Source organism: Micromonospora sp. SL1-18, assembly GCF_047921505.1.
GTDB lineage: Bacteria > Actinomycetota > Actinomycetes > Mycobacteriales > Micromonosporaceae > Micromonospora.
This window is the reverse complement of record NZ_JBLROA010000002.1, coordinates 104945-117294: the sequence shown is the minus strand read 5'-3', so window position 1 is coordinate 117294 and position 12350 is coordinate 104945. Positions and strand designations below refer to the sequence as shown.

Genomic DNA, 12350 nt, shown 5'->3' with positions numbered 1-12350 from the left:
CAGCTGCGCCACGAGCCGCTTGAAGATCTGCTGCACTGCCATCCGGCTGGCGGCGATGGCCGCCCCGGCGGCCGGTGAGGCGGCGCCGGCGGTGAGCGCGGTCGCCACCGCCAACGAGAGCAGCTCGATGACCAGGATGCCCAGCTCGATCCAGGCCTCCAGCTTGGCTCCCTCGACGTCGCAGCCGCAGGAGTCGACCAGCTTGCCCAACTCGCCGGTGAGCGCGAGCAGGACGGGCAGCGTGGCGTCCGCGCCCTCGGCCACCTTGTGCCAGGCGGTGTCGAACGCCTCGGCCACCAGGCCGACCCCGCCGTAGCCGCTGCGCACCTCACCGGCGGCGGCGGCCGCGTCGGCACCTGGGCCGGCGAGGACGCCGGCGACGCCGTACCACTGGTCGGCGAGGTCCCAGACGGCGCGCTCGTTCCCGTCCGGCCACTCCACGCCGACGACCCAGTCGAGCGCCTCGTAGATCCAGCCGGGCACGTCCCAGGGGCAGTAGTCGAGCGGGTGCGGGATCGGGCTGGGCAGCATGCTCACGCCGCGGAACCTCCGGAGGTCAGCGCCAGTGCCGGTGTGAGGTGTGATGCTGGTGCGGGATCTCGCCGAGCTGGCGACCGTTGATCTCGTCGGCCTCCACGGTCGCGGCCACAGACCGGACCACATCGGAGCCCAGCCCTTCGAGGGATCGACCCAGTACCTCCCAGGCACGCAGCAGCGTCTCTTCGTAGCCGCGGTACTGCTTGTCGAATGCGGCGCCGATGTCGTCCCGGCCCCACGGCCGCTGGCCGCTCGCCGCCGCGATCGCACCGCCGGCCTCCCGCCGGGAGGCGCTGACCGCCTCCCCTGCCAGGGTCAGGTCGTCGCCGCCACGGCGGGCCCGGTCCGGGTCCAGCCAGACCTCGACCATTGTGGTCACTCGCCGCCGCGAGAGAGAACGGCGTCCGCCCGGCCGAGCAGGGTGCCGAAGTCATTCGTACGCAGGAACTCCACCGACGGCGAGCCGGGCGGAAGGTAGCCGGCCACCAGCTCCTGGGTCGCGGCGACCGCGGCGGCGGAGGCCCGCAGGACGGTCGTGGTGATCTTCCTGCTCAAGGCCTTGGCGTCCCGGTCGTGGAAGATCGATGGTGCGACCTCCACGCTGATCAGCTCGCCCCGGGCCCCGGCCACGACGGTCACCTGGCCGTCATCGGAGCGTTCGGTCACCCGCAGCTCGGCGAGCTTACCCTGGAGTTCGTCCAATCCGGACCGGAGTCGCTGGTACTGGCCGTACACCTCGTCGAAGCGCGCGCGCAGCGCACGGTTGGCATCCCGATCCGCGCTTTCGACCACCGTCGCTCCTCCCCGTCACCGTCGGTAGGGCCGACCATACCGGGCGCCACGGAGTCTGTGGGGTCGGGTAGCTTCACGCTGTGATCGAGCGACAGCAGGCCGAGCAACTCGCCGCCGTCTGGGCGCGCCGGGACGCCGAGCGCCTGGGACACCCGTGCACGCCGCTGATCGAGGAATTCGACCTGGGCTACCTGATCACGTCCACGGTCTCCCCCGAGGCGCGCGCCCTCCCGGGCTCCCTGCCGACCACTGTGGTCGACAAGGAGACCGGTGAGGTGTCGACCTGGCCCCGGCTGCCGCTCGCCGCCATCGCGCAGCTGTACCGGCAGCGCCGGCCGCCGGAGCCGCGCGCACCTCGCACCGTCGACCCCGCCAGCCAAGTGCTTCGCGAGATCACCCGACTGCCCACGCCCGGGGCTGCGGCGCATCTCACCCTCGACGGCCGCGTCCATGTGGCCCACGGGGTGAAGGGTGACGTCGAGCTGCACCATCATCCGCTGGTCCAGTCCTACTTGGACGGGCTACCTTCCGGGCACCTGGTCCGGGGCGGTGAGCGGCACGCCGAGATGATTGTTGTCTCGGACGTGCTGCACGAGCGAGACCACCGGCGGGTAGCCGAGGGCCTTGGCCCGTTGAGCATGGAAGAGGCGAGGCAGACCCTGGGCAGCAGTCGGATCGAGTTCTTCCGAATCCGCGAGGCGGGTGATTCCGCTGGTGGGCGAGCCCAAATACCCTGCGACTCATGCATCAATTTCCTGGTGCGGTTGAACGCGCTTCCTTGGTCTGACCAGGCATATGCCCAGGAGTGGCGGTCCCGACCCCAGGTCGACCCAGAGCCGGGGCGATTTCCAACCGAGGTTGCGAATGCGCTGGTGGAAGCCGGCTGGCGCCCTCACTTCGGTGACGAAGTGTTGGCCGAAGCGTCCGTCCGAGACGTCACCGCAGTCACCGGCCGGCGGCACGCCCATGAGGTTTTTCCCGCAGCCATTTCGACCCTTACCTCCTTTCCAGGTTTGGAGAGCCGCCGACAGGGCCCTGGCGAAGAGGTATGGATTTCTCGAGTAGAGATTCGCCCCTGGGACACCGCCCATAATGCCGACACGCTCGCGGACTTCGCTGCGGTGCTCGGCGTACGGCTCTTTCCGCTCGGGACGGAGCGTCAAGAGAGCATCATCGCCGTGGACGAGTACGGGCGGATCTTCGCACTCGATCAGGCCGGCGAGTGGTTCCTCGGTCCGGACATCGACGCCGCCCTGACCACCCTCCTGCTCGGCCGCGCTCCCGCCCGGGTACGCGACGAAGGCACCTGGTGACCCGGCGGGCCGGGACGCTACAGCGCCAGCCCGGTCAGCACCATGACGCGCGGCTCGGTGTAGTCCTCCATCGCGCTGCGCAGTCCTTCCCGCCCGACGCCGGAGCCCTTCACCCCGCCGTACGGCATCTGGTCGGCCCGGTACGACGGCACGTCCCCGACGATCACCCCACCGACCTCGAGGGTCCGGGACGCGAGGAAGGCGGTCTGCAGGTTGTGCGTGAAGACGCCCGCCTGCAACCCGTACGCGGAGTCGTTGACCGTGGCGAACGCGGCCTGGTCGCTCTCGACGCGGGCGACCACCAGCACCGGCCCGAAAACCTCCTCCTGGCAGACCTTCGCGGACGACGGCACCCCGGACAGCACGGTCGGCGGGTAGGTGGCGCCCTCCCGGCGTCCGCCGACCTCGATGGTGGCCCCGGCGGCGACCGCCTCGTCGACCCACGCCTCGACCCGCTCGGCCGCTTCGACGGAGACCAGCGGGCCGACGTCGGTCAGCTCCGAGGTCGGGTCCCCGGTCCGCAGTTCCTCCACGGCGGCGACGAGCCGGGGCAGGAAGCCGTCGTAGAGCCATTCGTGCACGTACACCCGCTGCACGGCGATGCACGACTGCCCGGCCTGGTAGTTGGAGAAGGTGGCGATCCGGTGCGCCGCGAAGGTGAGGTCCTCGTCCGACGACCAGTCTTCGCAGATCACCGCCGCCGCGTTGCCACCCAGTTCCAGGGTGACGTGCTTCTCCGGCGCGGCCCGGCGGATGGCCGCGCCGACCGGCCCGGAGCCGGTGAACGACACCACCGGCAGCCGGGGGTCGGCGACCAGTTCGGCGGCGCGCTCGTTGGGCAGCGGCAGCACCGAGAACATCCCCTCGGGCAGCTCGGTCTCGGCGAGGATCTCGCCGAGCAGCAGCGCGGACAGCGGGGTGGCCGGGGCCGGCTTGACGATGATCGGCGCACCGACGGCGATGGCCGGGGCGACCTTGTGCGCGACCAGGTTGAGCGGGAAGTTGAACGGTGCGATCCCCAGCACCGGCCCCTTCGGCACCCGCCGGACCAGCGCGATCCGCCCGGTCGCCGCCGGGTCGGTGTCCAGCCGCTGCAGCTCGCCCGAGAAGCGCCGGGCCTCCTCGGCCCCCCACCGGAACGTGGAGACCGCCCGGCCCACCTCGGCCTTCGCCCACTTGACCGGCTTGCCGTTCTCGGCGGTGATCAGGGCCGCGACCTCGTCGGCGCGTTCGGCGAGCCGCCGGGAGACGTGGTCCAGGGCCGCCGCGCGGACGTGCGCGGGCAGGGCCGCGGCCGTCGCGGCCACACCGGCGGCTGCCGCGACAGCGGCTTCAACCTGGTCGGCCGTGGCGAGCGTGGTACGCCCCACAGTCCGGCCGTCGTACGGGTGGGTGACGGTCAGCTCGCCCTCGCCGTGAACGGGGCGGCCGGCGACAAAGAAGGCTCTCGGCTCCACGACCGGCAGCGTAGACCACGCAAGCCCTCGCGGAAACAGTTGCCTCAGCCCTTGTCTGTTACGGATTCAGTGGCCAAGATGGCAGTCAGATTGCGATAACCTCCGCAGACCTTCCCCCCGGCCATCCCTCGGAGACTTCTGATGAGTGATCAGCAGCAGCTGCGCAACTTCGTCAACGGCGAGTACGTCGACCCGGTGGACGGCGGCTACGCCGACCTGATCGACCCGTGCACCGGCGAGGTCTTCGCCCAGGCTCCGGTCTCCGGAGCCGCGGACGTGGACGCCGCGATGAAGGCCGCCGCCACGGCGTTCGAGACGTGGCGGGACGCCACCCCGGCCGAGCGGCAGAAGGCCCTGCTCAAGTTCGCCGACGCCGTGGAGGCCCGGGCGGCCGATCTGGTGGACGCCGAGGTGCGCAACACCGGCAAGCCCCGCCAGCTCACCGCAGACGAGGAACTGCCGCCGGCCGTGGACGAGTTCCGCTTCTTCGCCGGCGCCGCCCGCCTCCTGGAGGGCCGTTCGGCCGGCGAGTACATGGCGGGCCACACCTCGTACGTGCGGCGCGAGCCGGTCGGCGTGTGCGCCCAGGTCACCCCGTGGAACTACCCGCTCATGATGGCGGTCTGGAAGATCGCCCCGGCCCTCGCGGCCGGCAACGCGGTGGTGCTCAAGCCGTCGGACACCACGCCGGTGTCGACGCTGCTGCTGGCCGAGATCGCGTCCGAGTTCTTCCCGCCGGGCGTCTTCAACGTCGTCTGCGGCGACCGGGACACCGGCCGTGCCCTCGTCTCCCACCCCACCCCGCAGCTGGTGTCGATCACCGGCTCGACCCGGGCCGGCATGGAGGTCGCCGCGGCGGCGGCCCCGGACCTGAAGCGGACCCACCTGGAGTTGGGCGGCAAGGCCCCGGTGGTCATCTTCGACGACGCGGACATCGCGGCGGCGGCCGAGGCGATCGCGGTGGGCGGCTACTTCAACGCGGGCCAGGACTGCACCGCCGCCACCCGGGTGCTCGCCGGCCCCGGCGTCCACGACGACTTCGTCGCGGCCCTCGCCGAGCAGGCCCGCAACACGAAGACCGGCGCACCGGACGACGAGGACGTGCTCTACGGCCCGCTGAACAACGCCAACCAGCTTGCCCGGGTACGCGGCTTCGTGGACCGGCTGCCGGATCACGCGAACATCGAGACGGGCGGCTCCCAGCTCGGCGAGCGCGGCTATTTCTACGCCCCCACCGTGGTCAGCGGAGTGCGCCAGCAGGACGAGGTCATCCAGCAGGAGGTGTTCGGTCCGGTCATCACCGTGCAGCGCTTCTCCGACGAGGACGAGGCGGTGCGCTGGGCCAACGGCGTGGACTACGGCCTGTCCGCCTCGGTCTGGACCAGGGACCACGGCCGGGCGATGCGGATGACCCGTCGGCTCGACTTCGGCTGCGTCTGGGTGAACACCCACATCCCGTTCATCTCCGAGATGCCGCACGGCGGCTTCAAGCACTCGGGCCACGGCAAGGACCTCTCGGTCTACAGCCTGGAGGACTACACCCGGATCAAGCACGTCATGCACAACATCGAGGGCTGACAACCATGACTTCTTCCGACGAGCTGCACAAGCGGCGCAGCGCGGCGGTCGCCCGCGGCGTCGGCAGCGTCATCCCGGCGTACGTGGACCGGGCCGGCGGCGGCACCATCACCGACGTCGACGGACGGGAGTGGATCGACTTCGCCGCCGGCATCGCGGTCACCAACGTCGGCAACTCCGCCCCGAAGGTGGTCGAGGCGGTCCGGGCACAGGTCGAACGCTTCACCCACACCTGCTTCATGGTCGCCCCGTACGAGTCGTACGTGACGGTCTGCGAGCAGCTCAACGCGCTGACCCCGGGCAGCTTCGAGAAGCGCACGGCGCTGTTCAACTCGGGCGCCGAGGCGGTGGAGAACGCCGTCAAGATCGCCCGGCACGCCACCGGGCGGCCGGCCGTGGTGGTCTTCGACCACGCGTACCACGGCCGGACCAACCTGACCATGGCGCTGACCGCGAAGAACATGCCGTACAAGCACCGGTTCGGGCCGTTCGCCGGCGAGGTCTACCGGGTGCCGATGTCGTACCCGCTGCGCGACGGCGGGCTGGACGGGGCGACCGCCGCCGCCCGGGCGATCGAGATGGTGGAGAAGCAGGTCGGCGCGGAGAACGTGGCCGCGCTGCTGATCGAGCCGATCCAGGGCGAGGGCGGTTTCGTCGTACCCGCGGAAGGCTTCCTGCCGGCGCTGCGCGAGTGGGCGACATCCACCGGGGTGGTCTTCGTCGCCGACGAGATCCAGACCGGCTTCTGCCGGACCGGGGACTGGTTCGCCTGCCAGCACGAGGGCGTCGAGCCGGACCTGGTCACCCTGGCCAAGGGCATCGCCGGCGGGCTTCCGCTGGCCGCGGTGACCGGGCGGGCGGAGCTGATGGACGCCGTACACGTGGGTGGCCTCGGCGGCACGTACGGCGGCAACCCGATCGCCTGCGCCGCCGCCCTCGCGGCCATCGAGACCATGCACGAGCTGGACCTGGCCGCCGCCGCCCGGCGGATCGGGGCGACCATGGTCGACCGGCTGCGCGCGATCGCCGCCCGCGACCCGCGCGTCGCCGAGGTACGCGGTCGCGGTGCCATGCTCGCCGTGGAGATCGTGCAGCCCGGCACCCTCACCCCGGACCCGGCCACCACGGCGGCGATCTCGGCGGCCTGCCACGCCGCCGGCCTGCTCACCCTCACCTGCGGCACGTACGGCAACGTGCTGCGCTTCCTGCCCCCGCTAGTCATCTCCGACGACGAACTGGCCCGCGGCCTGGACATCCTGGAGGCGGCGTTCGGCTGACCGATGGTCAGCCCGTGTTCGTGGCACACCATGGGTGCAGTCCCTCCCCAGGGCACCCATGGTGTTCCACCGCCGCCGCTCAGCCCGAGCAGTTTCACCAGATTCCGGCGGACCACCTTCCGCGCGTCCCGCTCGGCGAGATCCACCGGTGCGACTCATGCGATCTGACGAAGATCGTCTCCATAGTCAAAGATGATCCGTAGCCTGGCCCCGAGGGCGTGCGCGTACCGGCTCAAGGTGGCCACCTCGTTGACGTCGAGGTCGCCGTTCTCGATCTGGCTCACCCGGCCGGGCGTCACACCCATGAGGTCGGCGACCTGCCGCTGGGTGAGCCCCAGCCGCTTCCGCTCTTCGGCGAGGTGGAAGGCACTCACCCACGCCTCGGTGCGAGCTCGCTCCTCCGCGTAGGCCGATTCGTCACCGCCAAGCTCGGCGCGGACCTCGTCCCAGTCGTAAAACTCTGTCATGACTCCCCACTTCGCTCGCGCTCATTGTCGAGCCAAACCTTGTACGCAACCTCCGCCACCGGGATGTTCTGCTGATACCAACGGGTCCAGTTCCCCGCCTTGTTGCCCGCGACGAGGAGCACGGCCTGCGACCAGGGATCGAAGACGAACAAGACACGGATCGACGACCGCGGCCTCAGCTCCTTCAGGTTGCTGATGCTGCTGCCGCGCAATGGAGGGCGGCCCAGTCCCGGCCCGACCTCCGCCACCTTGTCCACGGCGACGCGGACACTCTCGTACGACGCCGGGTCGGTGCGCCGCAGGTCCCGAAGCCATTGGCGAACCTCACCGGTGACCCGGACCGACCGACGCCCCCGGCAGCACCCATTGGTCAACTATAGCTCGAACTAAACTCCACGGAAATGGATCAGCGGGCGTCGAGGAGGGGTTGGTGGGGGTTCCAGGGCGGGCCGCCGGCGGCGTCGCGGCGGCGGCGGGCGATCGCCGACAGGGCCTCCAGCACCACCCGGTTGCCCAGGTACGCGGTGATGTCGGCGTGGTCGTACGGCGGGGCGACCTCGACCACGTCGACCCCGACCACGGGCAGCTCGTAGCAGCAGCGGCGGACGGCGTCGAGCAGCTGCCGGGAGGTGAGCCCGCCGGGCTCCGGGGTGCCGGTGCCGGGGGCCATGCCGGGGTCCACCACGTCCACGTCGACGGAGAGGAACACCCCCTCGCACTCGTCCACCGCGATCCCGAACGCCTCCGAGAGACAGGAATCCAGACCGCGGGCCACCACCTCGGTCATCTCGTACGACCGCATCCGCTGCTCGGCCATCCACGCCAACGTCTCCGGGCCCGGCCAGTAGCCGCGCAGGCCGATCTGCAGGAAGCGGTCGCCGCGTACCGCACCGGACTCGATGAGGCGGCGCATCGGCTGGCCGTGGCCGTGCAGCGAGCCGAACTCGATGTCCCCGGTGTCGGCGTGCGCGTCGAAGTGCACCAGCGACACCCGGCCGAGCCCGTGGTGGCGAGCCACCCCGGTGGCGTCGGGCAGCGCGATGGAGTGGTCCCCGCCGAGCACGATCGGGATCGCCCCGGCGGCGGCCACCGTGTGCACGGCGGTCTCCAGGGCAGCCAGCGACCGCTCGATGTCGCCGGAGAACATCTCCACGTCGCCCGCGTCGTAGACCCGAAGGTCCTGCAGGCCGTCCACGCGCAGCGCCAGCGACGGGCGGGAGCCGTCGTGCGGCAGGTAGCAGGCCTGGCGGATGGCGGACGGGCCGAACCGGGTGCCCGGCCGGTGCGAGGTGCCGCCGTCGAAGGGCGCACCGACGATCACCACGTCCGCGTCCGTGTAGGTGGCCGGCTCCTCGAGGGTGCACGGGGGCACCCCGAGGAACGTCACGTCGGGGCCGAACATCGGGCCGTAGCGGGTCAACGCTCCTCCATTCCCCATGGTGAGCCGTAGCCGGTCAGCAGGTCGAGGAAGGGCCTCGGGGGCAGCGCCTCCGGGCCGATCACGCCGGTGCCGGACCAGGCGCCGGTGGCCAGCAACTCCAGCGCGACGATCGGGTTGACCGCGGTCTGCCAGACCACCGCCTGGTGGCCGTACTCCCGCATCGACCACTCGTTGTCGACCACGTGGTAGATGTAGACCTGCCGCGGCCGGCCGTCGACCCCGGTGCCGGTCACGTACGTGCCGGCGCAGGTCTTGCCGCGCATCCGGTCACCGAGGGTGGCCGGGTCGGGCAGGCAGGCGGCCACGACGTCGCGCGGGGAGACCTCCACGCCGCGCACCCGCACCGGGGAAACAGCGTCGAGGCCCAGCTTGTACAGGGTTTTCAGCACCTCGATGAACTCGTCGCCGAGGCCGTACTTGAAGGTGACCCGCCTGGCCTTGACCCAGCGCGGGATGAGCAGCACCTCCTCGTGCTCCACGTTGACGCACTCGACCGGGCCGATCCCCTCGGGGAACTCGAAGATCTCCGGCTCGGAGAACGGCGGGGTGGTGTACCAGCCCCGCTCGGCCTCCCAGATCACCGGCGGGTTCAGGCACTCCTCGATGGTGGTCCAGATGGAGAACGACGGCGCAAAGTCGTAGCCGTCGACGGTGAGGTTGGCGCCGTCGCGTACGCCGATCTCGTCGATCTCGGTGAACAGCTCGTCGGCGGCGTAGCGGGCGAAGACGTCGGACAGGCCCGGCTCGACGCCGATGCCGCAGAGCGCGAGCCGTCCGGCCGCCGCCCAGGCGGAGGCCACGGCGAACTGGTCGTCGCCGAGTTTCACGCCGGTCTCGGCGTAGGGTGCGGTCGGGTGCGGGTGGGAGAGCGACATCGCCATGTCCAGGTAGTCGGCCCCGGCGGCAAACGCGCCGTCGAAGATCGGCATGACGAAGCGCGGGTCGACCGCGTTGAGGACGTGGGTGATCCGGTGCTCCCGGCAGAGCGCGGTGACCGCCTCGGCCGAGGAGGCGTCAAGCTGGGTGGCGACGAACCGGTCGCCGTGGCCGGCGACCGCCCGCTCGGCGCGACCGAGGTCGTGGTCGGCGACCACCATGGTCTCGAAGAAGGAACGGCGGGCGGCGATGGCGACGGCGGCGGAGCCGACGCCGCCCGCGCCGACGAGCAGGATACGCATCAGGAATCGAACCCCAAACCAAGACGATCGAGCGTACGGAGCCACAGGTTGCGCCGCCCCTCGCGCTTGTCAGCGTTGGCCAGCGACCAGCGGGTGAGATTGATGCCGGTGGCCCGGAACGGCTCCGGCGGGAACGGCAGCGGCTTGCTGCGGACCAGATCGAGCCGGGTCAGCGGGGTCTCCTCGCCGCCGAGCAGGTCGAGCATCACCCGGGCACCGAACCGGGTCGCCCCCACGCCGAGCCCGGTGAACCCGGCCGCGTACGCCAGCCGTCCCTCGTAGGCGGTGCCGAAGAACGGGCAGAAGCGGGTGCAGGTGTCGATGACGCCGCCCCAGCGGTGACTGAACCGGAGACCATCCAGCTGGGGAAACGTGGTGAAGAAGTGCTGAGCCAGGGCGGTGAAGGTGGCCGCCCGCTGCTCCAGCTCTGGGGCCATCCGGTTGCCGTAGTGGTAGACGGCGTCGTAGCCGCCGAAGAGAATCCGGCCGTCGGCGGTGATCCGGTAGTAGTGGAACTGGTTGCCGACATCGGCCAGCCCCTGCCGGTTCGCCCAGCCGATCGCCTTGCGCTGCGCCTCCGGCAACGGCTCGGTCATCAGCGCGTAGTCGTAGACCGGCACCAGCCAGGCGCGCAGCCGGCGAAGCAGCGGGGGGAACGCGTTGGTGGCGAGCACCACCCGCCGGGCCCGGATCGCGCCGGGCGCCCCGTCCGGGCCGCCGGCCGTCGCCGCGCGCAGCGCGTCGCCGTCGGAGCGCAGTCCGGTGACCCGGGTGTGCTCGTGCAGGCGTACGCCCAGGTCGAGGCAGGCGCGGCGCAGCCCCCAGGCGAGCTTCGCCGGGTCGAGCATGGCCACCCGGTCCCTGTCCCACATCCCGCCGAGGTACGTCGGCGAGTCCACCTCGGCGCGTACCTCGTCCCGGTCGAGCAGGCGGACGTCGTGGCCGTACCGGCGGGCCAGTTCGGCGTCCTCGGCGAGCCCGGCGAGCTGGTACGGCTCGACGGCCACCGCCAGCTCGCCGGTCCGCTCGAAGTCGCAGTCGATGCCGTACCGGTCGACCGTGTCGGCGATGGCGTCCAGGTTCTCCCGGCCGAGCCGTTCCAGCTCGTCGATCTCGCCGGGGAACCGGTCGACGCCGTTGGCCAGGCCGTGGGTGAGCGAGGCGGCACAGAACCCGCCGTTGCGCCCCGACGCCGCCCAGCCGCAGGTGCCCGCCTCGACCAGGAGCACGTCCCGGTCCGGCTCGGCCTCCTTGGCGAGCAGGGCGGTCCACAGCCCGGCGTACCCGCCGCCGACCACCAGCAGGTCGGCGTCGTGCGTACCGGCCAGCGGCGGCAGCGGGTCGGGGCGTTCCGGTCGGTCCAGCCAGTACGGGACGGGCGCGGCGTCCGCCAGCGCCCGGCCGGTATGCGGGAGTTTCACGATCCGCTCTTTGCCGTCTGCCTGGGTGCGGCGGTGGCCGCGAGGGCGGCGCGTCGGGCCCGCCGGCCCTGCAGCGAACTGGCCCCCACCAGCAGCAGCGCGATCACGAACATCGCCGTGCCGATGACGTTGACCTGCGGCGGGATGCCCCGCTGGGCGGCGCCCCAGACGAACATCGGGAAGGTGACGGTGGTGCCGGCGTTGAAGTTCGTGATGATGAAGTCGTCGAAGCTGAGCGAGAAGGAGAGCAGCGCGGCGGCCACGATGCCGGGCAGCACCAGGGGCAGGGTGATCCGCCGGAAGGTCTGCCACTCGCTGGCGTACAGGTCCATGGCGGCCTCTTCCAGCCGCCGGTCCATGCCGGCGAGCCGGGCCTTCACGGTCACCACCACGAACGACACGCAGAACATCACGTGCGCGATGACGATGGTCCAGAAGCCCTGCGGCACCCCGGCGGCCACGAAGAGGGCGAGCAGCGAGGTGCCCATCACCAACTCCGGGGTGGCCATCGGCAGGAAGATCAGGCCGTTGATCCCGGCCCGGCCCTTGAAGCCGTGCCGGACCAGGGCGAACGCCATCAGCGTGCCGAGGATGGTGGCGACCACCGTGGCGATCAGGCCGATCAGCATGCTTCGGCCCACCGCGTCGCACATGTCAGAGGTGGCGCAGGGCTGCTTCCAGTTGTCCAGGGTGAACTCGTTGAAGTCGTAGGACAGCCGGCCCGCCGGCCGGTTGAAGGAGAGCCCGGCGACCACCAGGATCGGCAGCGACAGGTAGCCGAGGACCAGCAGGGCGACGCCCATCACCCAGCGGTCGGCGATCCAGCGGCGCATCAGAACTCACCTTCATTCGCGACTGCGGGGCTCCGCTGCGCTGCACTCCTCGCGCT

General features: G+C 71.2%; 13 protein-coding genes. 4 read left to right on the top strand and 9 right to left on the bottom strand.

The window, feature by feature from the left end; translation table 11 throughout:
• The first annotated feature begins 19 nt into the window (after window positions 1–19).
• Window positions 20–316: a hypothetical protein gene (locus ACNAW0_RS01550; RefSeq protein ID WP_416285819.1), complete on the top strand. Its 297-nt coding sequence runs from the start codon at window positions 20–22 to the stop codon at window positions 314–316.
• 240 nt (window positions 317–556) lie between these two features.
• Here the strand turns inward: ACNAW0_RS01550 and ACNAW0_RS01545 are convergent, their stop codons facing one another.
• Together ACNAW0_RS01545 and ACNAW0_RS01540 are read right to left on the bottom strand one after the other, a co-directional pair.
• Complete coding sequence (locus ACNAW0_RS01545) at window positions 557–907, bottom strand: hypothetical protein (protein WP_416285863.1); 351 nt, start codon at window positions 905–907, stop codon at window positions 557–559.
• A 5-nt stretch (window positions 908–912) separates the two neighbouring features.
• The gene (locus ACNAW0_RS01540) at window positions 913–1329 is read right to left on the bottom strand and encodes a YbaB/EbfC family nucleoid-associated protein (RefSeq protein WP_416285818.1); all 417 of its coding nucleotides are present in this window, start codon (window positions 1327–1329) and stop codon (window positions 913–915) included.
• Window positions 1330–1409: 80 nt separating this feature from the next.
• Between ACNAW0_RS01540 and ACNAW0_RS01535 the strand changes: the two genes are divergently transcribed.
• A complete protein-coding gene (locus ACNAW0_RS01535; protein ID WP_416285817.1) occupies window positions 1410–2642 on the top strand; it encodes an SUKH-3 domain-containing protein in 1233 nt (410 codons plus the stop codon).
• Between the two features lie 17 nt (window positions 2643–2659).
• Here ACNAW0_RS01535 and ACNAW0_RS01530 read toward each other — a convergent pair whose 3' ends face one another.
• Window positions 2660–4099 (bottom strand): aldehyde dehydrogenase family protein, encoded by a 1440-nt coding sequence (locus tag ACNAW0_RS01530; RefSeq protein WP_416285816.1) that lies wholly within the window; start codon window positions 4097–4099, stop codon window positions 2660–2662.
• A gap of 141 nt (window positions 4100–4240) precedes the next feature.
• Here ACNAW0_RS01530 and ACNAW0_RS01525 point away from each other — a divergent pair, with 141 nt between their 5' ends.
• A complete protein-coding gene (locus ACNAW0_RS01525; RefSeq protein WP_416285815.1) occupies window positions 4241–5677 on the top strand; it encodes a gamma-aminobutyraldehyde dehydrogenase in 1437 nt (478 codons plus the stop codon).
• 5 nt (window positions 5678–5682) lie between these two features.
• Window positions 5683–6954 (top strand): 4-aminobutyrate--2-oxoglutarate transaminase, encoded by a 1272-nt coding sequence (gene gabT, locus ACNAW0_RS01520; protein WP_416285814.1) that lies wholly within the window; start codon window positions 5683–5685, stop codon window positions 6952–6954.
• Window positions 6955–7109: 155 nt separating this feature from the next.
• Here gabT and ACNAW0_RS01515 read toward each other — a convergent pair whose 3' ends face one another.
• Genes ACNAW0_RS01515 through ACNAW0_RS01490 form a run of 6 tightly spaced genes read right to left on the bottom strand, consistent with a single transcriptional unit; the run spans window position 7110 to window position 12294 of the window.
• Window positions 7110–7421, bottom strand: a complete 312-nt coding sequence (locus tag ACNAW0_RS01515; RefSeq protein ID WP_416285813.1) for a helix-turn-helix domain-containing protein — start codon at window positions 7419–7421, stop codon at window positions 7110–7112.
• Window positions 7418–7795, bottom strand: a complete 378-nt coding sequence (locus ACNAW0_RS01510) for a type II toxin-antitoxin system RelE/ParE family toxin (RefSeq protein ID WP_416285812.1) — start codon at window positions 7793–7795, stop codon at window positions 7418–7420. Before ACNAW0_RS01510 ends, ACNAW0_RS01515 begins: the two co-directional genes overlap by 4 nt.
• A 32-nt stretch (window positions 7796–7827) precedes the next feature.
• Window positions 7828–8841, bottom strand: a complete 1014-nt coding sequence (gene speB, locus ACNAW0_RS01505; RefSeq protein ID WP_416285811.1) for an agmatinase — start codon at window positions 8839–8841, stop codon at window positions 7828–7830.
• On the bottom strand, window positions 8838–10040 hold the full coding sequence (locus ACNAW0_RS01500; RefSeq protein WP_416285810.1) for a saccharopine dehydrogenase family protein: 1203 nt from the start codon (window positions 10038–10040) through the stop codon (window positions 8838–8840). The genes speB and ACNAW0_RS01500 overlap by 4 nt, the downstream gene beginning before the upstream one ends.
• Window positions 10040–11461 (bottom strand): NAD(P)/FAD-dependent oxidoreductase, encoded by a 1422-nt coding sequence (locus ACNAW0_RS01495; RefSeq protein WP_416285809.1) that lies wholly within the window; start codon window positions 11459–11461, stop codon window positions 10040–10042. The genes ACNAW0_RS01500 and ACNAW0_RS01495 overlap by 1 nt, the downstream gene beginning before the upstream one ends.
• Window positions 11458–12294, bottom strand: coding sequence for an ABC transporter permease (locus tag ACNAW0_RS01490; protein WP_416285808.1), 837 nt, complete (start codon window positions 12292–12294; stop codon window positions 11458–11460). The genes ACNAW0_RS01495 and ACNAW0_RS01490 overlap by 4 nt, the downstream gene beginning before the upstream one ends.
• Window positions 12295–12350: the final 56 nt, after the last annotated feature.

Excerpts from the sequence above, each read along its gene's own strand:
- ACNAW0_RS01545 (WP_416285863.1), bottom strand. The coding sequence starts at position 907 with ATGGTCGAGGTCTGGCTGGACCCGGACCGGGCCCGCCGTGGCGGCGAC.
- ACNAW0_RS01525 (WP_416285815.1), top strand. The coding sequence starts at position 4,241 with ATGAGTGATCAGCAGCAGCTGCGCAACTTCGTCAACGGCGAGTACGTC.
- gabT (WP_416285814.1), top strand. The coding sequence starts at position 5,683 with ATGACTTCTTCCGACGAGCTGCACAAGCGGCGCAGCGCGGCGGTCGCC.
- ACNAW0_RS01515 (WP_416285813.1), bottom strand. The coding sequence starts at position 7,421 with ATGACAGAGTTTTACGACTGGGACGAGGTCCGCGCCGAGCTTGGCGGT.
- ACNAW0_RS01500 (WP_416285810.1), bottom strand. The coding sequence starts at position 10,040 with ATGCGTATCCTGCTCGTCGGCGCGGGCGGCGTCGGCTCCGCCGCCGTC.
- ACNAW0_RS01490 (WP_416285808.1), bottom strand. The coding sequence starts at position 12,294 with ATGCGCCGCTGGATCGCCGACCGCTGGGTGATGGGCGTCGCCCTGCTG.